This is a genomic window from Nesterenkonia sp. DZ6 (assembly GCF_022565835.1).
GTDB lineage: Bacteria > Actinomycetota > Actinomycetes > Actinomycetales > Micrococcaceae > Nesterenkonia.
Genome location: NZ_JAJOYW010000001.1, coordinates 307,845 through 328,889 on the forward strand (window position 1 = coordinate 307,845; position 21,045 = coordinate 328,889).

21 protein-coding genes and 1 tRNA gene are annotated in these 21,045 nt (G+C 69.1%); 5 read left to right on the forward strand and 17 right to left on the reverse strand.

From position 1 onward, the window contains the following. Window positions 1-3: 3 nt before the first annotated feature. The 9 genes from LTH93_RS01405 to LTH93_RS01445 form a co-directional block, all read right to left on the reverse strand. Window positions 4-408, reverse strand: coding sequence for an FKBP-type peptidyl-prolyl cis-trans isomerase (locus LTH93_RS01405; protein WP_241464524.1), 405 nt, complete (start codon window positions 406-408; stop codon window positions 4-6). Then, window positions 408-1,541, reverse strand: coding sequence for an FKBP-type peptidyl-prolyl cis-trans isomerase (locus LTH93_RS01410; RefSeq protein ID WP_241469725.1), 1,134 nt, complete (start codon window positions 1,539-1,541; stop codon window positions 408-410). Before LTH93_RS01410 ends, LTH93_RS01405 begins: the two co-directional genes overlap by 1 nt. Before the next feature lie 78 nt (window positions 1,542-1,619). Next, window positions 1,620-3,113: a Pup--protein ligase gene (gene pafA / locus LTH93_RS01415; RefSeq protein ID WP_241469727.1), complete on the reverse strand. Its 1,494-nt coding sequence runs from the start codon at window positions 3,111-3,113 to the stop codon at window positions 1,620-1,622. Window positions 3,114-3,119: 6 nt separating this feature from the next. Then, on the reverse strand, window positions 3,120-3,320 hold the full coding sequence (locus LTH93_RS01420; protein WP_241464521.1) for a ubiquitin-like protein Pup: 201 nt from the start codon (window positions 3,318-3,320) through the stop codon (window positions 3,120-3,122). A 10-nt stretch (window positions 3,321-3,330) separates the two neighbouring features. Then, window positions 3,331-5,070, reverse strand: coding sequence for a depupylase/deamidase Dop (gene dop / locus LTH93_RS01425; protein WP_241469729.1), 1,740 nt, complete (start codon window positions 5,068-5,070; stop codon window positions 3,331-3,333). Continuing rightward, complete coding sequence (gene arc / locus LTH93_RS01430; RefSeq protein ID WP_241469731.1) at window positions 5,067-6,929, reverse strand: proteasome ATPase; 1,863 nt, start codon at window positions 6,927-6,929, stop codon at window positions 5,067-5,069. The genes dop and arc overlap by 4 nt, the downstream gene beginning before the upstream one ends. After that, window positions 6,922-7,926, reverse strand: coding sequence for a tRNA (adenine-N1)-methyltransferase (locus tag LTH93_RS01435; protein ID WP_241465074.1), 1,005 nt, complete (start codon window positions 7,924-7,926; stop codon window positions 6,922-6,924). The genes arc and LTH93_RS01435 overlap by 8 nt, the downstream gene beginning before the upstream one ends. Before the next feature lie 230 nt (window positions 7,927-8,156). Next, window positions 8,157-8,915: a site-2 protease family protein gene (locus LTH93_RS01440; protein WP_241469734.1), complete on the reverse strand. Its 759-nt coding sequence runs from the start codon at window positions 8,913-8,915 to the stop codon at window positions 8,157-8,159. Further along, complete coding sequence (locus LTH93_RS01445; protein WP_241469736.1) at window positions 8,912-9,661, reverse strand: HAD family hydrolase; 750 nt, start codon at window positions 9,659-9,661, stop codon at window positions 8,912-8,914. Before LTH93_RS01445 ends, LTH93_RS01440 begins: the two co-directional genes overlap by 4 nt. A 52-nt stretch (window positions 9,662-9,713) precedes the next feature. On the opposite strand from LTH93_RS01445, the gene LTH93_RS01450 reads away from it, so the two are divergent. Continuing rightward, on the forward strand, window positions 9,714-10,697 hold the full coding sequence (locus LTH93_RS01450) for a PAC2 family protein (protein WP_241469738.1): 984 nt from the start codon (window positions 9,714-9,716) through the stop codon (window positions 10,695-10,697). Window positions 10,698-10,758: 61 nt separating this feature from the next. Here LTH93_RS01450 and mshC read toward each other — a convergent pair whose 3' ends face one another. The 3 genes from mshC to LTH93_RS01465 form a co-directional block, all read right to left on the reverse strand. Further along, window positions 10,759-12,129: a cysteine--1-D-myo-inosityl 2-amino-2-deoxy-alpha-D-glucopyranoside ligase gene (gene mshC, locus LTH93_RS01455; protein ID WP_241469739.1), complete on the reverse strand. Its 1,371-nt coding sequence runs from the start codon at window positions 12,127-12,129 to the stop codon at window positions 10,759-10,761. A gap of 104 nt (window positions 12,130-12,233) precedes the next feature. Further along, the gene (locus LTH93_RS01460; protein WP_241469740.1) at window positions 12,234-13,061 is read right to left on the reverse strand and encodes an undecaprenyl-diphosphate phosphatase; all 828 of its coding nucleotides are present in this window, start codon (window positions 13,059-13,061) and stop codon (window positions 12,234-12,236) included. A gap of 145 nt (window positions 13,062-13,206) precedes the next feature. Next, the gene (locus LTH93_RS01465; protein ID WP_241469741.1) at window positions 13,207-13,527 is read right to left on the reverse strand and encodes a primosomal protein; all 321 of its coding nucleotides are present in this window, start codon (window positions 13,525-13,527) and stop codon (window positions 13,207-13,209) included. Window positions 13,528-13,670: 143 nt separating this feature from the next. Here LTH93_RS01465 and LTH93_RS01470 point away from each other — a divergent pair, with 143 nt between their 5' ends. After that, window positions 13,671-13,889 (forward strand): DUF5703 family protein, encoded by a 219-nt coding sequence (locus LTH93_RS01470; protein WP_241465073.1) that lies wholly within the window; start codon window positions 13,671-13,673, stop codon window positions 13,887-13,889. 90 nt (window positions 13,890-13,979) lie between these two features. Here the strand turns inward: LTH93_RS01470 and LTH93_RS01475 are convergent, their stop codons facing one another. From LTH93_RS01475 to LTH93_RS01490, 4 genes are all read right to left on the reverse strand, one after another. Further along, window positions 13,980-15,140, reverse strand: a complete 1,161-nt coding sequence (locus LTH93_RS01475; protein ID WP_241469742.1) for an acyl-CoA dehydrogenase family protein — start codon at window positions 15,138-15,140, stop codon at window positions 13,980-13,982. Window positions 15,141-15,235: 95 nt separating this feature from the next. Further along, window positions 15,236-16,570, reverse strand: coding sequence for a M20/M25/M40 family metallo-hydrolase (locus LTH93_RS01480; RefSeq protein WP_370642618.1), 1,335 nt, complete (start codon window positions 16,568-16,570; stop codon window positions 15,236-15,238). A gap of 330 nt (window positions 16,571-16,900) precedes the next feature. Further along, window positions 16,901-17,062: a hypothetical protein gene (locus LTH93_RS01485; protein WP_241469744.1), complete on the reverse strand. Its 162-nt coding sequence runs from the start codon at window positions 17,060-17,062 to the stop codon at window positions 16,901-16,903. 91 nt (window positions 17,063-17,153) lie between these two features. Continuing rightward, window positions 17,154-18,383, reverse strand: a complete 1,230-nt coding sequence (locus tag LTH93_RS01490) for an FtsW/RodA/SpoVE family cell cycle protein (RefSeq protein WP_241469745.1) — start codon at window positions 18,381-18,383, stop codon at window positions 17,154-17,156. A 302-nt stretch (window positions 18,384-18,685) separates the two neighbouring features. Between LTH93_RS01490 and LTH93_RS01495 the strand changes: the two genes are divergently transcribed. From LTH93_RS01495 to LTH93_RS01505, 3 genes are all read left to right on the forward strand, one after another. Then, window positions 18,686-19,399 carry a hypothetical protein gene (locus LTH93_RS01495; protein WP_241469746.1) on the forward strand — a complete coding sequence of 238 codons (714 nt, stop codon included), beginning with the start codon at window positions 18,686-18,688 and terminating at the stop codon, window positions 19,397-19,399. Window positions 19,400-19,480: 81 nt separating this feature from the next. Further along, window positions 19,481-20,074 (forward strand): TetR/AcrR family transcriptional regulator, encoded by a 594-nt coding sequence (locus tag LTH93_RS01500; protein ID WP_241469751.1) that lies wholly within the window; start codon window positions 19,481-19,483, stop codon window positions 20,072-20,074. A gap of 32 nt (window positions 20,075-20,106) precedes the next feature. Beyond that, window positions 20,107-20,883 (forward strand): maleylpyruvate isomerase family mycothiol-dependent enzyme, encoded by a 777-nt coding sequence (locus LTH93_RS01505; RefSeq protein WP_241469753.1) that lies wholly within the window; start codon window positions 20,107-20,109, stop codon window positions 20,881-20,883. A 75-nt stretch (window positions 20,884-20,958) separates the two neighbouring features. On the opposite strand, the gene LTH93_RS01510 is transcribed toward LTH93_RS01505, so the two are convergent. Then, window positions 20,959-21,043 (reverse strand) — tRNA-Leu (locus LTH93_RS01510). Window positions 21,044-21,045: the final 2 nt, after the last annotated feature.

The following is a 21,045-nucleotide window of genomic DNA, read 5'->3' on the forward strand; positions in this document are numbered from 1 at the left end:
GGATCAGGAGGCCTTGCGGACGCTGACCAGGTCCACCACGAAGATCAGGGTCTCGTTCGGGCCGATGGCGGCTCCGGCGCCCTGCTCGCCGTAGGCCAGGTGCGGCGGGATCTCGAAGCGGCGCCGTGCGCCCTCCTTCATCCCGATCAGGCCCTGGTCCCAGCCCTGGATGACCTGGCCGATGCCGGCGGTGAAGTCGAGGGTCTCGCCACGGTTCCAGGAGGCGTCGAACTCCTCGCCGGTGGACCAGGAGACGCCCACGTAGTGGCAGGAGATGGAATCGCCGGGCTCCACGGGGTGTCCGCCACCGGCGATGAGCTCCTCGATGACGAGGTCCTCGGGCGGGGTCTCGCCCGGGAAGTCGATCTCGGGGCGGGTGCGGTCATAGCTGCGCTGGCCGAAAGACATCAGTCGGTCTCCTCTTCGTTCTCTGCATCAGTGTTCGCGTCATCATCGTTGCCTGCATCGTCGCTGCCGGCGTCGTCGCCTTCAGCGCCGTCGGCACCGCCCTGCTCGGCCTCCATCTGCTCGATCATCTCTTCGATGTCTTCCTCGGAGAGCTCGGGCTGGCCCCCCTCGGGAGCGGGTGCCGCCTGGGGTGCTTCGGCGGAGGCGATCAGGTCGACCACGAAGATCAGGGTCTCGCCGGCGAGCTCGTGCTCGGCGCCCTCTTCGGCGTCCTCGTCGCTCTCTCCGTAGCCGGACTCCGGCGGGATGACCAGCAGCACGCGGGAGCCGACCTGCTCGCCCTCGAGACCCTCGGCCCAGCCGGGGACCAGGCTGCTCAGCGGGAAGCCTGCCGGACCTGCGTCGGGCTCTTCGTCGTCCTGGGGCCAGTTCGAGTCGAAGAGCTCGCCGTCGGACCACTTCCAGCCGGAGTAGCGCACGACGACCTGGTCGTCGGCGGCCACCTCGTCGCCGTCGCCCTGGATGAGCACCTCGGTGCTGACCTCCTCGGGCTCCTCGCCTTCGTTGCCGCCGTTCAGCTCCGGGAGCACGCCTTCTTCGTTCTCGATCTCGGGCAGCTCGCCGTCCTGCTCCTGGACCTCGCCCTCGGCGAAGGCCGGGGACTGGCCCTCCACACGCAGCACCAGCAGCGTGGCCTGGGCGCCGGTCTCGGCGTTGGCCGGTTCGAAGAGCGCGATCTCAGAGCCGACGGTGAGGTCGGTGTCGGTGAGCGAGTCGTAGATGAACTCGCTCTGCTCCTGCATCTGCGGCAGGTAGATCATCGATGGGCTGCCCTCGCTGAAGCTCTCCTCCTGGATCTCTCCGGAGCTGGGGTCGGCCACAGCATGGGAGACCTCCAGGATCTGCTCCTCGTCGAGGTCTTCGCCGTCGCCGCGGTCGAGCACCCGGGAGGCTTCCTCCTCGAGCTCCAGCGGGCTGCGCAGGATGACCTCGGGGGTGCCTTCATCGGTGAAATGCAGGTCCACGCCGGAGAGTGCGTCGGTGTCACCCAGACCGTCGTCGGAGCAAGACGTGAGCAGCAGGACTGCCGGGATGGACAGAGCCACGCTGGTGCGGCGGAACGAAGAATGCACGGTGTTTCCTTCAGCTTGAACGGCGACCTGACAAGGTCTGGGCCTGCCCAGCACTGTACAGGCCGGACACCTGGTTCGTCAGATCAGCGGAGGCTCAGCAAGCTCCTGGGGATGCCCCAGCTTGTAGCGCTCGCTCAGGGCCAGCGGGACCTCCTGGGCGCGGCGCTGATCCAGGGTCTGCTCGCTCAATGTCGCGACCCGTTCACCGAGCCGACCGAGCAGGGTGTCCAGCCGGGGATCCTCTGCGCTGAGCGGGTCTTTGAGCATCAGCGCGTCCAGCGGGCGGTCCACCAGCTTGTGGTGCACCCAGTCCACGGTGTGTTCGGCGCCCATGGCCCGGGCGGTGGAGAGGAAGCGTCCGCGCAGCGCGGCGCGAGTGGTGGCCGGGGGGTCCACGATGGCGCGCTGGATCCGCTCCGGCTGAAGCTGGGTGCTGGCTCGCCCGTGGGCGGCGAGCAGGTTGAACACCCCGCGCGTGGGGTGGACGTCGTGATAGGCCATGTCGAGCTGTTCCAGCTTCGAGTGGCTCATCGGGAGGCTGCCGCGTTCGGCGACGTCGGTGAGCAGCCGCTTCTTGATCGCCCAGTCGATGTCGCGCTCGATCGGCGCGTGCTGACCGCTGGCCACCGCCTGCAGGGTGCGTTCCCAGAGTTCGAAGATCTGCTCGACCCGCTCGTGATGGGCGCCGTTCTCCCGGACGAAGCGCCGCGCCCGGTCCAGCAGCCGGGCCTGGATGTCCACCGCGGTCTGCTCGCCTCCGTTGCGGATCTTCACGGCGGCCTGACCGGTGATGTCGTGGCTGATGTGCCGGATCGCGCTGATCGGGTTCTCCAGCTCGAAGTCCCCCACCGGGACCCCGGACTCGACCATGCGCAGCACCAGGTCGGTGGCGCCGTAGCGGAGCAGGCTGGTGGTCTCGGACATGTTGGAGTCGCCCACGATCACGTGCAGCCGGCGGTGCACGGCGGCGTCGGAGTGCGGCTCGTCGCGGGTGTTGATGATCGGCCGGGACCGGGTGGTGGCCGAGGAGATGCCCTCCCACATGTGGTCTGCGCGCTGGGAGAACGCGTAATGGGGGTCGCTCTCGTCGGTGGCCGGAACCAGCCGTCCGGCGCCGACCATGATCTGCCGGGTGACCAGGAAGGGCAGCAGGATGGTGGAGAGCCGACGGAAGTGAGTGGTGCGCGGGATCAGGTAGTTCTCGTGGCTGCCATAGGAGTTGCCCTGGGAGTCCACGTTGTTCTTCAGCAGGTAGACGCTGCCGTCGAAGCCGTCCTGGGCCATCGCCGCTTCGGCGCGCTGGGCCAGGTCATGCATGATCAGCTCGCCGGCGCGGTCGGAGGCGATCAGATCCAGCAGGTCATCACATTCGGCGGTGGCATATTCCGGGTGTGAGCCGACGTCGAGGTAGAGCCGGGAGGCGTTGGGGATGAAGACGTTGGAGCTTCTCCCCCAGCGCAGCACCGGGCGGAAGAGGTAGCGGGCCACCTCGTCCGGGGGCAGGCCGCGGTGGGTGCCGCCGGTGTGGGTGATGCCGAACTCGGTCTCGACCCCGATGACGCGCCGATCCATGGAGGCCTACTCGCCGCCCTTCTGCACGAAGCCCTTGACGAACTCCTCGGCGTTGGACTCCAGCACCGAATCGATCTCGTCGAGCAGGCTGTCGAGCTCACCTGCGCGTTTCTGCGCCTGCGCGTTGGCGCCGGCCGTGGCTGCGGCCTCGGGCGCTGCGCCGTCGTCGTTGCCGCCCTGCGGGCGCTTCTGCGGTTGTGTGGACATGGTGTCTCCTTTATTGACCCAGCAGCCGCTGGAGTCCAGTGATGAGGTCCTCAGGGGTCGCCGCGCTGACAAGTGTATTCTCCGCCGCCGCGCGGGTCCCGGCATAGGGGTCCGGCAGTCCCAGGCGCACCACCGGGGAGACGTCATCAGCGCGCAGCAGGATCTGGTCCCAGCTGGCGCCGACGACGACGTCGGCGTGGTCGCTCACCAGCTGGCCGCGCAGCCAGGCGCGGGTCTCCTCGGGCGGGTGCTCTGAGGCCCAGGCGATCTGGTGGTCGGTGAAGAGACGGCGCATCCGGCCGGCGCGGGCCAGCTTGTAGTAGAGGCCCTTCTCCGGGCGCAGATCGGCATACTGCAGATCCACCATGCCCAGCAGCGGGGCGTCCCAGGCCAGGCCATCGCGGCGGCGGTAGGACTCCAGCAGGGTCAGCTTCGCGATCCAGTCCACCCGGTCCGCGGCGGCGTAGAGATCGGTGCCCAGGTCCTGCAGCAGCTCTTCCCAGGCCTCGAGCACCTCGGCGGTCTCGGTGTCCGGGACCGTGTGGGTGCCAGGCGGCGGGGTCTTCTCCCGCTCCCAGTCCAGGGCGGCCTGCAGGTAGAGCTGCTGGATCTGCACCGCGGTCAGCTCCCCGCGGGAGGTCGGCACCGTGACGGTGAGGCTGGGGTCATGGGAGATCGTCTTCAGCGCGGCCACCGGGTCGGTGAGCGTCAGCTCCGGGGCTCGGCCGGATTCGATCAGGTCCAGCACCAGCGCGGTGCTGCCCACCCGCATCCAGGCGGAGTACTCGCTCATGTTCGCGTCGCCGATGATCACATGGAGCCGGCGGAACCGGTCGTGATCGGCGTGGGGCTCGTCGCGGGTGTTGATGATCGGACGGCGGACCGTGGTCTCGAGTCCGACCTGCTCCTCGAAGAAGTCGGCACGCTGGGAGATCTGATAGCCGGCCTGAGCGCTGGTCTGTCCGATCCCCACCCGCCCGGCGCCGCAGAGGACCTGCCGGGTCGCGAAGAACGGCAGCAGCCCTGCCACGAGGGCGTCGAAGTCCACGCTGCGCGGCACCAGGTAGTTCTCGTGGGCGCCGTAGGACACGGACTTGTTGTCGGTGTTGTTCTTATACAGCAGCACCTGCGGGGCGTGCTGCTCCTGACTCAGCCGGCGGGCGGCGGCGAGCGCCACCCGGTCTCCGGCCACGTCGTAGAGCACCGCCCGGCGGGCGCCGATGGCCTCGGGTGAGGAGTATTCGGGGTGGGCGTGGTCCACGTAGAACCGGGCCCCGTTGCCCAGGACCAGGTTCATCAGCAGCTTCGGGGCGCCCTCATCGGCCTGGAAGAACTCGCCTCGCCAGTGCGGTGAGCCGGGGGCGTGGAAGGACCCGGCGAGGTCGGCCGGGCTGGGGTCTCCTCCACTGACGTTGCCCAGCGCATCGCGCACCGGGCCCTGGCCCGCTTCCTGCTCGGTGGCGTGGGTGAGCGCGTCGTCGTGGCTGGCATGGGCCAGCGCCTCCCCGGTGTCGGTGAGCTGGGAGGGGTGCGCGGCGGAGCGCGGGAGCACCCAGCCGCGGGCGTCGACCAGCGGGGATTCGGACTGGTAGTCCCATTCGGTGCCGGCCACCGCACCGCCGGACTCGGTGATGTGGGCGGCGTAGGCGTTGACCAGTTCGATGGACAGCGCGATGTGGCTGGCGCGCGGGTTGGCCGGGGCGTGGATCCCGTATTCGGTCTCCATCCCGATCAGCCGGCGCACGGTCATCCCTGCACCTCGGGGGCTCCGGTGTGTGCGGCGGCTGCCGCCTCGCCGGGCCGTTCGATCCGGACCACCGGGGAGGTCGAGGCGCCGACCACCCGAGCCCAGGCCTGCGGATCTGCGGTGTTGACCAGGTCCTCCTGGTCGCGCAGCTCCTCCTCGGCGGCGGCGAGCAGATGTTCCAGGGTGAGGCCCTTCTGCGCCGGGTCGGTGCCGGCGCGCAGGAAGTCCTTGATCGCGGCCTTCTTCGCCCGGTCCACGATGTTGCTGAGCACCGCCCCGGACATGAAGTCCGCCGCCTGGAACGCGGTGTGGGTGCCGTCCGCGTGGATCAGGCGCAGCCGGGCCTTGCGCGTCCGGGGGAACAGCCGGTCCAGCAGCGCGTCGACCAGGCCGGCGACGGCGGCGCCGCGGTCACCGTGGGCGGCGAGCAGGTCGGCGTGCAGCGGGACTGCTCCGCCGAGGTGGATGCCCAGGATCTCCCCGGCGCCCTCCCGGCCGGGGCGCTGGACCCGGATCTTCACGTCGAGGCGTCCGGGGCGCAGGATGGCCGGGTCGATCATGTCTTCGCGGTTCGAGGCGCCGATGACGATGACGTTCTCCAACGATTCCACCCCGTCGATCTCGGCGAGGAGCTGCGGGACGATGGTGGTCTCCACGTCGGAGGAGACCCCTGAGCCGCGGGTGCGGAAGAGCGCCTCCATCTCATCGAAGAACACCACCACCGGCTGCCCGGCGGAGGCCCGTTCGCGGGCCCGGGCGAAGATCACCCGGATGTGCCGCTCGGTCTCGCCCACGTACTTGTTCAGCAGCTCGGGGCCCTTGATGTTGAGGAAGAACGCGCTCCTGCTCGGACCGGGGCTGGGCTGGCCGGGGCTGGGCTGGCCGGCGTCGTCGGCTGCCGCCTGTCCGGTCTCGGCCAGCGAGCTGGCCACGGCCTTGGCGATCATGGTCTTGCCGCAGCCGGGAGGCCCGTAGAGCAGGATCCCCTTCGGTGCGCGCAGCCCGTGCTCCTGATAGAGCTCGGCGTGCAGGAAGGGCAGCTCCACGGCGTCGCGGATCGCTTCGATCTGCTCGGAGAGGCCGCCGATGTCGGAGTAGGAGACGTCCGGTGACTCTTCGAGCACCACGTCTTCGACCTCGGAGAGCGGCACGATCTCGGTGGCGGTGCCGGTGCGCAGGTCCACCATCACGGCGTCGCCGACCCGGGCGCCGTGCAGGCCTTCGCGCTGGGCCTGGGCGGTGGCGGCCTCGGTGAGGGTGACCACCCGCTCGTCCTCGCCGCGGGAGATGATCACCAGCCGCGCATCGGGCAGCACCTCTTTGACCCTCGCGAGCTCTCCGGTGCGCTCGGCGCCGAGGATCGCCACGATGGTGAAGTTCTCGTTCAGCAGCACCTCGTCGCCGGCCTGCAGCTGGTCCGGGCTGATCAGCGGGGACAGGCTGACCCGGAGCTTGCGTCCGGCCTGGAGGATGTCGACCCCGGCCACCGTGGTGGCCTGGATCTCGCGGCCCTCGGCCTGGGGGTGTTCGGGGCGGTAGCCGATGACCGTGCCGAAGGTGAACGGCGCCTGACCGTCGGCCTGCAGCGCGTTGCGCAGCTGGGAGATCTCGTTGCGGGTGGTCTCCAGCAGGTCGGTCATCCGCTGGTTGTTCCGCCCGGCGCTCTGCAGCTGCGCCTCGAGCTGCTTGGAGCGGCTGCGCAGCGTGTCCAGCTGGCGGTGCGCCTGGGCGAGCCGCTCCTGCTGCAGCTGCGCCTCTCGGGTCTGCGCCGGGTTCTGCGCGGGCTCCGGGTCAGGGGTCCGTGCCGGGTGGCGCTCGGTGCTGTGCTCGGTGTTTCGCTCGTTGCCTGTCTGCTCACTCACGGGTGAACACCTCCTTGGCCTGGGCGGCGATCTTCTGTGAATAGGCCGCAGCCTTGCGGGCCTTCTTCCCGGAGACGGTCCGGGTCTTCAGGCTGGCCTCGTCCCAGACGACGTCGGGGTCGTTGGCCGGCCAGGCGGCGTGGTCCTCCTCGCTGACCACGGAGACCTTCTCGCGCTTCTTCAGCTGGAGCGGGGTCTGGTCGTCGGCGAGCCGACGGGCCGAGAGCAGGAAGCCGGTGTGGGCGACCATCCGGTGATCGGGGCGCACGGCGAGGCCGTCGAGGTGCCAGGTGCGCAGCATGGTCTCGTGCGCCTCGGGCTCGGTGAAGCCTTCTGAGGAGCGGATCTCTTCGGCCAGCCGGGACAGCTGGGTCACCGAGGCGACGTAGCTGACCCAGACGCCGCCGGGCGCCAGCACGGTCTTCACCGCGTCCAGGCACTCCCAGGGGGCGAGCATGTCCAGCACCACCCGGTCCACGCTTCCGGGCTCCTCCACGGTGAGGACCTCCTCCTGCATGTCGCCGAGGTAGACCTCCCAGCCGGGGTGGGATTCACCGAAGAACGCCTCGACGTTGCCCACGGCGATGTCCTTGAAGTCCTCGCGCCGCTCGAACGAGTGCAGCACCCCGCTCTCCCCCACCGCGCGCAGCAGCGAGATGGACAGGGCGCCGGAGCCCACGCCGGCCTCGACCACGCGGGCGCCGGGGAAGATGTCGGCGACCTGGACGATCTGGGCGGAGTCCTTGGGGTAGACCACGGTGGCGCCGCGCGGCATCGAGAGCACGAAGTCGTTGAGCAGCGGGCGCAGCACCTGGTACTCGTGGCCGGCGTCGTTGGCCACCAGGATGCCTTCGCTGGCGCCGATGAGCAGATCGTGGCGCAGCACGCCCTGGTGGGTGTGCCATTCCCCGCCGGGCTGCAGCGTGATGGTGCTGGGCCGGCCCTTGCGGTCGGTGAGCTGCACGCGCTGGCCCGCGCGCAGCGGACCCGAGCGCATATGGGCCCCGATGGGACCGGAGGGGGTCGTCGCCGGGGACTCGCCGGAGGTGCTCGTGGTCACTGAATCTCGCTCTCTGAGGTGCTGCGGCTCCGCCGACCATGATCCGGTCCGGGCGGACGTATCGTCTGCGTTCAGCCTATCCCTGTCACGGCCTGGCCATCAGCGCGGAGCGATCCCCCATCGGACCCGGAGGCAGCAGTCGTGGTCGGCGCCAGCGGAGCTGAAGCTCAGCGCGGCCGTTTCAGCCGCGCATTGGCCACCCGCACGTTCTCCGAGGCGCCCTGCCAGATGAAGAAGCTGACCATCACCGCCACCACGACGACGACCAGGCTCACCTCGCGCACCCCGGTGATCACCACGACGGCCAGTCCGACAAGCAGCGCGACGACGACGAGGCGCCCGGCCCATCCGGCGGCGCGCATGCCGCGGTCCTGGTCGCCGGTGGCGGCCCAGACTGCGGACTCCACGATCCGTCCGCCGTCCAGCGGCAGCCCGGGGAGCAGGTTGAAGATCCCGACGAAGAAGTTCACCAGCACGGTGACCTGGACCAGCATGGCGGTGACCCCGGTGAGCTCGAGCGCGCCGGAGAGGTAGAAGCCGAGTCCGGCGATGACCAGGTTGGCGGCGGGGCCGGCCAGGGAGACCGCGAGAGACTTCGACGGTGTGGCGCGGTGGGCCAGGAACTCGGTGTGTCCGCCCCAGAGGTTGAGCTCGATCTCGGTGGCGGGCCAGCCGAAGGAGCGCGCGGCCAGCGCGTGGGCGAGCTCATGGGCCAGCACCGAGAACATCAGCAGCACCGCGTAGCCCAGCGCCACCAGGTAGGCCAGGACGCCCAGCTCAGGGAAGATCCGCTGCACCTGGGGTCCGAAGAGCACCACGATGACGGCGCTGACCAGGAACCAGGAGGCGCGGAACCGCACCGGGATGCCGGCGATCCGCACCCGGGTCGTCGCCTTCTTGCGCCGTCTGCCGGGGCTTGCGGTCATCGGGCCAGGAGCCGTTCGAGGTCTGCCGCGCTCACGCCCGCCAGCCCGTCAAGGGTCTGCCAGCGCGCATCCGCGGGGATCGGGGTGTAGTGCGGGACCGCGATGGTGACCAGTCCGGAGTCAGAGGCGGCGGTGACCCCGGGGACCGAGTCCTCGATCGCGATGCAGCGGCTCATCTGCAGCGGCTCCCCGCTGCGCTGTCCGTGGTCGCCGGACATCCTGGTGAACGCCTGCTGATAGGCCTCCGGATCCGGCTTGCCGCGGCTGACCATGTCCCCGCTGACGATGAACTCCAGCTGCCCCGCCGGAAGCGCGGCGACGATCGCCTCGGCCAGCGGCTTCTCGCTCATCGTGACCAGGGCGCAGCGCACTCCGGCGGCGCTGAGTTCCGCGAGCAGCTCGCGGGCTCCGGGACGCCAGGGCATCTCGGCGACGGCGCGCTCCGCGACCCGGGTGATGAGGTGGTCGATGATCTCGCGCACCGTCATGTCCACCCCGGCCTCGCGCAGCATCAGGGCGCTGTAGCTCAGCGCCTGCCCGACCAGCCCGTGCGCCTGTTCCTGGGACCAGGTGCCGCCGTGGGCCTCGACCAGGGCGCGCTGCTCCCAGATCCAATACGGCTCGGTGTCCACCAGCGTGCCGTCCATGTCCCAGAACACGGCCTGAAGCTCCCCGGAGAGCGCCTCAGGGGCGGCGGAAGCATCGGAGGTCTGGTGCTGAACAGTGGCAGAAGAGGTCGAAGGCATGGGCTCAATCGTACGCTTCCCGTGGGGTCACCAGGGGGATAGTGTGAGAAGCGTGAGCGACGAGACAGCGCCTCAGGACTCCTCCCCCGAGGACTCCGGCGAACCCCAGGCGGCCGGAGAATCCGCGCTGCCCGAAGGCTTCGCGCAGCGCTTCGCCGAGCACCTGCGCGCCAACCAGACCGCCGCGGTCACCGGCGAAGGTGAAGCTCCCCGCTCGCGGCCCACCGTGATGGTGATGGCCTTCGAGGGGTGGAACGACGCCGGCGCGGCCGCCTCCTCCGCGGTGCGCGCGGTGGGACAGGCCTGCGGCGCCGAACTGGTCGGCAAGGTCGACGACGAGGGGTACTACGACTACCAGTTCTCCCGGCCCAAGGTGCGCAGCTCCGGGGGGCACCGGGAGATCATCTGGCCCTCCACCAAGATCTACCGGGCCAGACCGGCCCGGGCGGCGGTGGATCTGCTGCTGGTCCACGGCGTGGAGCCGAGCTTCCGCTGGCAGGCCTTCACCGCAGATCTGCTGACCCGCGCCGCGGAGAACGACGTCTCCGGGATCATCCTGGTCGGCGCGCTGCTGGCCGATGTGCCGCACACCCGCCCGATCCCGGCCTCGCTCTCCAGCGAGGACGTCGCGCTGCAGGAGATCCTGGACATCGATGAGCCCACCTATGAGGGTCCCACCGGGATCGTCGGGGTGCTCGCGCACACGGCGGCTCAGGCCGGGCTTCCCGCCGTCTCGCTCTGGGCGGCGATTCCGCACTATGTGGGTCAGGCGCCCTCACCGAAGGCGCAGCTGGCGATCATGCGGGAGCTCGAGGATCTGCTCGGGCTGACCCTCGATGAGAGCGAGGTCGTCGAGGATGCCGAGGCCTGGGAGCGCGGGGTCGATGATCTGGCCGAGGAGGACGCCGAGATCGCTGACTACGTCAAGCGTCTTGAAGAGGCCACCGACACCACGAATCTGCCTGAGGCCAGCGGCGAGGCCATCGCGCAGGAGTTCGAACGCTACCTGCGCCGCCGCAAGCGCCCCGAGGGCTGATCGCGTCAGACGCTTCAGCCGGCGGTCTCTGCCGACGCCTACCGGCTTGGCCGGCGTGTCGTCAGCCGGCGGTCTTGGCCTTGGTGGCATGCCCGCTGTGCGCGGGAGTCGCTTCCTGGAGCTCGATGCCCAGCAGCGCCTTGACCACCGCGATGACCCGCGCCCGGCTGGTGCGGCCGGCGAGCTGGCCGGTGGCCCACATGTCGAGGGTGTCCAGGGCCGCCGGAGCGTTGAGGTTCTGTGAGAGGGCCGAGTGCAGCGCGTGCTGCAGGTCCTCGGGCACGGCGCCGGCGGTCCCGAGCTCGCCGTAGCCGTCGGTCTCCGGAGCCGCGTCCAGCGCGGCGTTCCAGCGCTCCCAGCGCTGCGCCGCGGCGTCGAGCAGGTCGGGCGTGTAGTTCCACTCCGCGCGGTAGTGGTGGCTGAGCAGCAGCGTGCGGATCACCTGCGGGTCGACCCCTTCGGCGCGCATCCGGGAGGAGAGCACCAGGTTGCCCTTGGACTTCGACATCTTCTCTCCGTCGAGGCCGACCATCCCGGCGTGCAGGTAGGTCTGGGCCAGCGCCACGCCGTCGGCTGCGGTGGCGTGGGCGGCGCTGAACTCGTGGTGCGGGAAGCGCAGGTCGGAGCCGCCGCCCTGGACCATGAACGGCGCGGGCAGGTGGCGGCGGGCGATCACCGAGCATTCGATGTGCCAGCCGGGGCGGCCCTGGCCGAGGCTCTGACCGTCCCAGTGCGGCTCGGAATTCCGGCGCGCACGCCACAGCAGCGGATCCAGCGGGTCGCGCTTGCCGACCCGTTCGGGGTCTCCGCCGCGCTGCGGGAAGAGCTCTTCCATCTCGGCGCGGTCGTAGTGGCCGATGCTGCCCAGCGTCCACGGGGTGGTGGCCTGGGCCGCCGTGGTGTCGAAGTAGATGTCGAAGGATTCCGGCTCACCGGGAGTCACGCCGTCGGCCAGCTCCTCCAGCGGCACCGGCACCGGGTAGCCCATGCCGAGCTCGACCAGCTGGGCCACGTCGTGGGCGACCACCGGGATGGTCTCCACCGCGCCCAGATAGGTGTCGGGGGCGATCACGCCCAGGGCGGCCATGTCCTCACGGAAGAGCTCGGTCTGCTCCTTGGCGAGTTCGAACCAGTCCACGCCGGTGGCGGTGGCGCGCTCCAGCAGCGGGTCGTCGATGTCGGTGACGTTCTGCACATAGTTCACGCGCAGTCCGGCGGCGCGCCAATAGCGCACCAGCAGGTCGAACTGGACGTAGGTGTTCGCGTGGCCCAGGTGCGTGGCGTCATAGGGGGTGATGCCGCAGACGTAGAGGGACCCCACGCCGTCGGTGGACTCCACCGGGACCAGAGCGTCCGCCGAGGTGTCGTGCAGCTGCAGGGTCTCCGGCAGCGCAGGCAGGGTGGGCACGTCCGGGGAGGTCCACGATTTCACGCAGAGGTCCTTTCACCAGTGGGGCAGCCCGGCAGGTGATCGGCAGCGTTGAGCCGCCGCGGAACCCGCTGCCGGGAAGAGAGTCGTTATTGACTGAACGCCGATCAGGCGTTGATGATTCCGAGGCCCAGCATGACGTACACGAACAGGCCCAGCAGAATCCGGTAGTTCACGAACAAGGTGTAGGAGTTCGTGGAGACGTATTTGAGGAACCAGCCGATGATCAGATAGGCCACGAAGAACCCGACGACCGTCGCGACCATGGTCTGGCCCATCGTGTAGGGGCCGGTCTGCTCCCCCAGCGAGCCGAAGAGCTTGTAGAACCCGGAGCCGAAGACCGCCGGGATGGCCAGCAGGAAGGAATACCGGGCGGCGGCCTCACGGGTGTAGCCCATCAGCAGACCCGCGGTGATCGTGCCGCCGGAGCGGGAGACCCCGGGGATCAGCGCCATGGCCTGGGCGAAGCCGAAGATGATGCCGTCTCGGACGCTGAGCTGATCCAGCGGTTTGCGCTGCTTGCCGTAGGCGTCGGCGAAGGCCAGGAGCACGCCGAAGATCACCAGCATCGTCGCAGTGAGCCAGAGCGTGCGGAAGACCGATTCGATCATGTCCTCGAGGAGCAGCCCGAGCACGACGATCGGGACGGTGCCCACGATGATGAGCCAGCCCATCCGCACATCGGCGTCGGAATGGGGCAGCTTGCCCATCAGGGCGGCGAACCAGGCCTTCACGATCCGCACGATGTCACGCCAGAAATAGACCAGCACCGCGAATTCGGTGCCGAGCTGGGTGATCGCGGTGAACGCCGCGCCGGGGTCAGCGGCGCCAGGCAGGAACTCCCCCACGATCCGCAGGTGCGCGGAGGATGAGATGGGGAGGAACTCGGTGAGGCCCTGCACCAGGCCAAGAATGATTGCTTCTATCCACTGCACAGGCCGAGCTTAGAGCATCGGAGTCTGCTTGCCGGTGACCGACCACAGTGGCGAAGATCACGCGGGGCTGTGAACCCGCTGAAAGACCTCTGGAGATGCTCTGGGAGAGGACCGGGGTGCTGGGTCTGCTGGAGTCGCTGAGCGCCTAGCGCTCCTCGTCCTCCTCGTAGACCTCTGCCTCGCCATCGTCGTCCTCATCGTCGTCGTCTTCTTCTTCTTCGAGCTCGTCGTCGCTGTCATCGTCGTCGTCATCGTCGCTGTCGTCCTCGTCGTAGAGGTCCAGCGGGGTGACCTCGCCGCTGGCGGCGAAGAGCGCGTCTTCGTAGGCTTCGAAGGCGTCGGAGATCTCGTAGAACGCGGACTCCACTGCCGGATCCTCATTCCCACGGCGGTTCAGCGAGGCGGAGAGGTGCTCTTCGAGAGCGTTCGTCAGCGCGTTGAGTGCCACGCGAGGATCCATAGTCATATGCTCACCGTACCAACGAGACACCACTTCGGTAAGTCCTGGTTGAGACCTCGGATCGAGACTCTGTCCGACGTAGGCTGAAGCTTCTCCACGAAAGTGACGGTGAACCTCTGATGACCCAGCAGAACTGGTGGTCCCAGCCCATGGCCGAGCTCTACACCACGACCGACGACGCCGGCCCCACCTGGGAATACATGGTCATCACCTGCCAGCCGCAGGAGTCGCTGAAAGAGGTTCGCCGCCGGGTCACCGACCACGCGGAGTACGGCAAATGGGAGCTGCGCCGCTCCATGATCTATACCGGCGGAATGCGTCGATACTGGCTGCGCCGCCGGGTGATGCGGGTCCAGCGCACGCTGTAGGGCAGGCAGGTGGTGACGCGGCCCGGAGGCCGGCTCAGCGCAGGCTGGTCAGCGCGGGCCGGTCAGCACAGGCCGGTCAGAGGGGGCGGCTCAGAGCGGGCCGAGGGTGTAGTTCGCCAGCGTCCGGTGCGCCGATTCGTCGTCGGAGGGGTGGTGGATCCCGGCGAGCACGTCGCGGTAGAGCCGGCTGAGCTCGGACTCGCGGTGGTACTGCGCTCCCCCGCTGACTCCCAGGACCAGGTCCAGCACCTTCCGCGCGGTCCGCGTGGCGCTGGTGCGCAGCGCCGCCAGCCGGGGCGACCAGGAGGCGCCGTGCTCGGCTCCGGCTTCGATCTCCGCGGCGAGTCCGCGCAGCTGAGAATCCAGGGACAGCTGGGCCAGCTGAGCCTCGGCCAGCTTGTACCGGGCGTCGGGGTCCCGGTCCATGGTCTCCCCGCTGAGCAGCGAGCGGCGCTGGGCCACCAGCTCCGCGCCCAGGGTCAGCGCGCGGTCCCCGATCCCGGTGTAGACCGCGGCGAGCAGGGTCAGGAACGAGGAGAAGATCGCGAAGACCAGCGGGTCCGGGTTCGGTCCCACCGGGAGCCGTCGCACGATCCGCTCCGCCGGGATCCTGGCCCCTTCCAGGGCGGTGGCGTGGGACTGGGTGGCGCGCATCCCGAGGGTGTCCCAGTTCTCGATGGTGCGCCAGCCCGGGGCCTCGCGCTCGAGGAACCCGAAGATCAGCGGGGTCTCCCCCTCCTGCCCGGTGGCGGCGGTGTCCTTGCCGAAGAGGCCCAGCCGGGTCCAGACCGGGGACAAGGTGGTGAAGATCTTGGTGCCGGTGAAGCTGACCGCGCCGTCGTCGTCAAGGACTGCCTGGGTCGTGGAGTCGAAGAGCACCGCGTCGTTGCCGGCCTCGGAGATGCCGAAGGCGAAGATCTCCCCGGCTGCGGCCTCCTTCAGCACCTGCTCGAAGGCGGCGTGCCCGCCGGCGACCATGCTGCGCGCCACGGACACCCAGATGTGGTGCATGTTCACCGCGAGCGCTGTGGCCGGGGCGGCGGCCGCGAGCCGACGCTGCGCGGCGACCAGGGTCGGCAGGTCCCAGCCGAGCCCGCCCATCTGCGCCGGGACCATGGCCCGCAGGTACCCGGCCTCGGTGAGCTCGGCGAGGTCCTCGTGGCAGAACTCGTTGCGGGCGTCGTATCCGGGGGCGCGGGCGGCGATGCGCGCCAGCAGCTCCGGGCTCAGCACGGTGGTGACGGGGTCCATGGTGCGCTCCTGCGGTGGGGGCTCGGGTGTTGCTTGGAAGGTGATGTGCCGGCGCGCAGCTCAGGGCCGTCCGCCGGGGTCGTCTGCTGCGGTACTTACTGGACGGTGAGGAAGCGGTGCAGCACGCGGACGCCGAAGGTCAGCGCCTCGGTGGGGACCCGTTCGTCCACGCCGTGGAACATGCCGGTGAAGTCCAAGTCGGCGGGGAGCTGCAGCGGGGCGAAGCCATAGCCGGAGATCCCCAGCGAGGCCAGGTGCTTGTTGTCGGTGCCGCCGCCGAGCATGTAGGGCAGCACCACGGCCTCGGGGTCCTCGGCCTTCAGCGAAGCGACCATCTGTTCGACCAGCAGCCCGGAGAAGGGGACCTCCAGCGAAGGCCCGCCGTTGAGCAGCTCGAAGCTGACCTTCTCCCCGGCCAGCTCCTTGAGCTTCGCGGCGACCTGGTCGTCCTGCTCCGGGAGGGTGCGCGCGTCGACCAGCGCGGAGGCGGAGCCGGGGACCACGTTGTGCTTATAGCCGCCCTCGAGCAGGGTCGGGTTGGAGGTGTTGCGCAGCGTGGCGGAAATGAACTTCGAGGCGCTGCCGGTGGCCTCGAGCAGCTTCGAGGGGTCCTTCTCGTCGAACGGGATCCCGGTGAGCTCGGAGAGCTGCTCCATCAGTGCCCGGGTGGTCTTGGTGTAGTCCAGCGGCCATTCGTATTCGCCGATGGCGGCCACGGCCGCGCCGAGCCGGACCACGGCGTTGTCGCTGTGGACGGCCGAGCCGTGCCCGGCGGTGCCGGAGGCGGTCATCTTGGTCCAGTGCAGCCCCTTCTCCCCGGTCTGGATCAGGTAGGCGCGCTGGCCGGCGACGTCGGTGGAGAACCCGCCGACCTCGCTGATGGCCTCGGTGGCCCCGTCGAAGACCTCGGGGTGGTGCTCGACCATCCATTTCGCGCCGAACCTGCCGTTGTCCTCCTCATCGGCGAAGAAGGCGAAGATCAGGTCGCGCTGGGGCTGGTGGCCCTCGCGGTGCATCCGCAGCATCGCGGCGAGGATCATCGCGTTCATGTCCTTCATGTCCACAGCGCCGCGGCCCCAGATCATCCCGTCACGGATCTCCGCGGCGAAGGGGTCGACCTGCCAGTCCTCCGCCTGGGCGGGGACGACGTCGAGGTGCCCGTGCACCACCAGCGCGCCGAGCTCCGGGTCGGCGCCCTTCATCCGGGCCACCACCGAGGTGCGCCCCGGAGCGGATTCGTAGATCTCCGGCGCCAGCCCGGCCTGACGCATCACCGCGGCGCAGTATTCTGCGGCCTCGCGCTCCCCGTTGGACCTGCCCTCGCCCCAGTTGGAGGTGTCGAAGCGGATCAGGTCGCGGCAGAAGTCGATGACCTCGGTCTCGGCTGCTGCGGCGGGATCTGCGGGATTCGTGCCGGGGGCGATGCTCACAGGGCGTCTCCTGGGGTTGGGATTCTTCTGCCATCAGCCTATCGAGTCTGACTTGCCCAGGCCCTGTTCAGCTCGCGTGTGCTGGGCGGGGTGGGGGCTCGGCTATGCTCCGGAGATGATCATCAGAACAGTCCTCATGTGGCTCGGCCGCAAAGTCTTCCGCACCGTGCGCAGCCGTTCAGGCCGCAACCCCGGCAACCCCGGCGCAGGCACCGCCCCGCGCTGACACTTCTCTTCCGTCCCCGTTGAGGGGCGAACCTTCCCGTTGAGGGGCGGATTCTCCGACCAGTTGGGCCCGAAATGGCCCGATGTAGTCGTAGAATCCGCCACTCAACGCCGGGATCGGGCCTTGGGCTGCTCTGTTCTGACACCCTCGTCATCATCATGGCCAAGTCCCGCGGCGAACTCGGTCAGCTGCTGGGCGGTGAAGGGGGCCGGCAGCTCATCGAGGGAGTCGAAGAGCGGCTTGAGCTCGGTCAGGACGCGGTCCACCCAGGCCAAGCGGCCCACGACGCGGCAGCGGCGAATCACTGAGGCGGCACGCCTGGCCCCGCTGGGCCAGCGGGCGAACCGACGGCGCCCCTCACCGCGCGGAACGGAGTGCGGACTGCCGGTCGAGGTGTTGGCGTCGCGCGAAGTTCAGAAGCACCCCGACGCCGAGCAGGACGCAGGTCAGCGCGGAACCACCGGCAGAGATGAAGGGCAGCGGCACCCCCACCACGGGAAGCAGACCGGTGACCATGCCGATGTTGAGGAACGCCTGACCGGCGATCCATACAGCCACGCCGGTGCCGATGAGGCGGATGAACCTGTCTTGGGATGCGGCGACCACCCGGAGGATTCCCAGCAACAGCACCGCGAAGAGTCCCAGCACCACCGCTGCGCCCAGCAGGCCGAGCTCCTCGCCGAGGATGCTGAAGATGAAGTCATGCTCTGCCTCCGGGAGGGAAGACCGGTGCCGGGACTCCCCCAGCCCGACGCCCCAGAAGCCCCCTGAGGTGAGTGCAGAGAAGCCTTGTTCCCACTGCCGGCAGGGCCCGAGCGGATGATCACAGTTCAGGCGCAGCCAGGCAGAGACCCGCATCATCCGGTACGGCGTGGTCCACATCAGCAGGACCACCGCAGCCAGGGCGGCCCCCGCCGTGATGAGGAGGTATCGCTTGGCGATGCCAGCGCTGAACAGCAGGGCACCGACGATCAAGATGATGATCAGACTTGTGCCGAGATCGCCGCCCATCCAGACCAGTGTGAGCACCACGAGCGCCCCCGGCATCACGATCGGGACCAGCCAGTCAAGGAGCCTCCGGTCGCCGCTGGCTCTGCGGGTGAGAACCGTGGAGCCCCAGAGCACCAGCGCGAGCTTCGCCACCTCGGAGGGCTGACCCGTGATGGGGCCGAGCCGGATCCAATTGGTGCTCCCGCCGGCTTCGACACCCAGCGGCGTGACTACCATCAGCACCAGCAGCACGCAGGACAGCGCCATGAGCACCCAGCCGAGAGCCCCCAAGAGCTGCACTCTGACCCGGGAGACCAGCATCATCCCCAGCAGCCCGACCGCCGCCCACTCTGCCTGACCCCGGAACACGCCGGTGCTGCCCTCGGCGTCGCCGAAAGCGTTGATCGCGGTGGTGGAGAACACCATGGTGAGCCCGATAGCGGTCAGCGCCAGGGTGGAGCCGAGGATCAGTGCGTAGTTGATGCGCGGGGTTCCTGCTGCGATCACCGACGACGAGCCGTGCTGCTCCTCCGCGGACCGGACATCAGCCGGTCCTCGCCGAGGCGTCGCGGGGGCGTCCTCGGCATGGTGCTTCATCGGCTGCTCCGTCTCTGAACACGTGGCGAAGTCGGCGAGATGAACGGTCTGAAGTCTGTTGCCGAGACCTGCACCGCGACCGGGGAATCCGGCGCGGGTGGAGGCCCCTGCCGGAGACCGTATGACGCTAGCACACGGGCTTTTTCCAGGAGGAACCAGGTGCGCTCAAGGAGATGACGCGCAGCGCGTCGGCCAGGCGTGCCGGGCGACACGCCAGGATCGCAAGGTTTCCCCGCTCGGCTCGGCCAAGATGATTGCTCATTGTTATTCACTTGAGAATCAGCGATATGTATGGTGTGAACATGCCTGACAGACGCTGGATTCCGGTATTCTCGACCGTCGGAGCGGCCCTGCTGCTCTCCTCCTGCGCGGCCGATGTTCCCGTCGAGAATGATCCTGCCGACGATGTCGCTGCGGCTGAGGAGCCGGCGTCGAGTTCCAGTGAGACCGCAGAGGCTGCGGCAGACACCAGCGACGAAGACGCCCCCGCCGAGTCAGATGCCGCCGGGCCGGGCACCGCGGATGACGCTGAGCATGACGCTGAGCAGCACCCCGGAGGCCAGCAGCTCATTGGCGGGCCCGATGGCGTGGAGTTCTTCTACATCTCTCCGGAGGAGGACGACGGCAGCGAGGTCTTCCATCTGCACTGCAACGACGACGAGGCGCTGGCCGCGAAAGCCGCGCACAACGACGGCGCCCAGCCGGCAGGTTGGCCGCAGGACTGGGACGGCAGCGGAGCGATGCCGGACCCGCTGTGCCACCCGGACTACCTGCAGATCGATGAGTGGGAACACCTGGAGTCCCACTTCGCCTGCTGGGAAGGAATCGAGACCTCGACGCTCGTGCGGGGCGGACAGTCCCAGGAAGAGGTCGACCAGAACCTGTGGCAGCAGTCCCAGGCCCGCGCCGACTGGGAGCCGAATCCCCCCGGGGGCACCTGCGCGGAGCAGTGGGCACAGCACGACGGCGGCGACCCGGAGGACTACGCCGACCGAGGCAACGCCAACGACGGCTGAGCGGCGCCCCCTGCGTTGAGGGGCGGGGATGAGGACCCGAACCCTGGACAGGCCATACGCGCCGGTGCTTGAATCCTAACTATGTTAGGTGGAACTACGCGTGATAGGCAGGCCGAACGGCGTGAGGCCACGCAGCTCGAAATCCTCGACGCGGCCTGGTCCATGGCGCGTGAGGCCGGGCTCGCGGAGATCACCCTGCGCGGGGTGGCCGAGCGGGTCGGCATGCGCGCGCCGTCGCTCTATACGCACTTCGGATCCAAACACGCGATCTACGACGCCATGTTCGGGCAGGCCTGGGCCGAATGTCTCACCCAGTTCGAGTCCCTGCGGGACCAGGTCCCGGAGGACGCGCGCGAGGCGCTCCGGTTCATCGCGCGGAGCTTCTTCGACTTCGCCGTCAGCGACCTTCCCCGACATCAATTGATGAATCTGCGGACGATCCCGGGCTTCACCCCGAGCGCGCACAACTACGCCCCTGCCGTCGCGACGCTGGACCTCGCTCGCGAGATCTTCATTCGCCACGGCATCACGGCACAAGAGGACCTCGACCTGTTCACCGCGCTGGTAGGGGGCCTGGTGGATTCTCAACACGCCAACGATCCCGGCGGAGACCGCTGGGCTCGACTGCTCGACCGTGCCATCGACATGCTGGCCGACGACCTCGACCTGCCCTGACTCCAGAACCACCCACTGCCTAAGGAGCAGTCATGAGCACCAAGCAGCAAGAGTTGACCCGGGAGGCCCGCCTCCCCCAGCTGGACCGCGCCCTCGCGACCCAGCTCGCCACCACCGAATACGCGCGCGTCGCCGATCTCTTGGACCAGCTCACCCCTGAACAGTGGGCCGCCCAGACCGACTGCCCCGAGTGGGATGTGCGCGCGATGGCCGGGCACATGCTGGGGATGGTCCAGATGGCAGCCTCGGTGCCCGAGATGATCCGCCAGCAGGCGACGGCCGCCCTGCGCGCACGGCGCCGCGGCGGCCTGCAGATCGATGCGCTGACCGCGCTCCAAGTCGAGAAGAACGCAGCGCTCACCGCCGAGGAGGTCGCCCGTCAGTACCGGAGGCTGAGCCCACAGGCTGTCCGCAACCGGCGCCGCTCACCGACGTTCCTGCGAAACCAGACCATGGAGGAGGAGACCGACGGGCGATGGACCTTCGGCTACCTGTTCGACGTGATCCTGACCCGCGACCCGTTCATGCACCGGATCGACATCACCCGGGCCACCGGCATGGAGATGCTCGCCACGGCCGACCATGAGGGCGTCATCGTCGACGACGCCGTCCACGAGTGGGCCCTGCGCCACGGGCGGCCCGTCGTCCTCGAGCTCAGCGGACCCGCCGGCGGGCACTGGACATTCGGCGACGGCGGGAACGCCGGCGTGGGCGGAGAGCACCTCGCCATGGACCCGTTTGAGTTCTGCCGCGTCACCAGCGGTCGCGCACCGGCGGCCGGGCTGCTCGCCACCCAGGTGCCCTTCTGAAGGAGGCAAGCAAAAGACCCCGGCCGACATGGATTGCTCCATGTCAGACCGGGGTCTTTGCTTCGTTCTCAGATGTGCGCGGAAGGGGACTTGAACCCCTACCCTCTTTACGAGGACTAGCACCTCAAGCTAGCGCGTCTACCTATTCCGCCACCCGCGCAT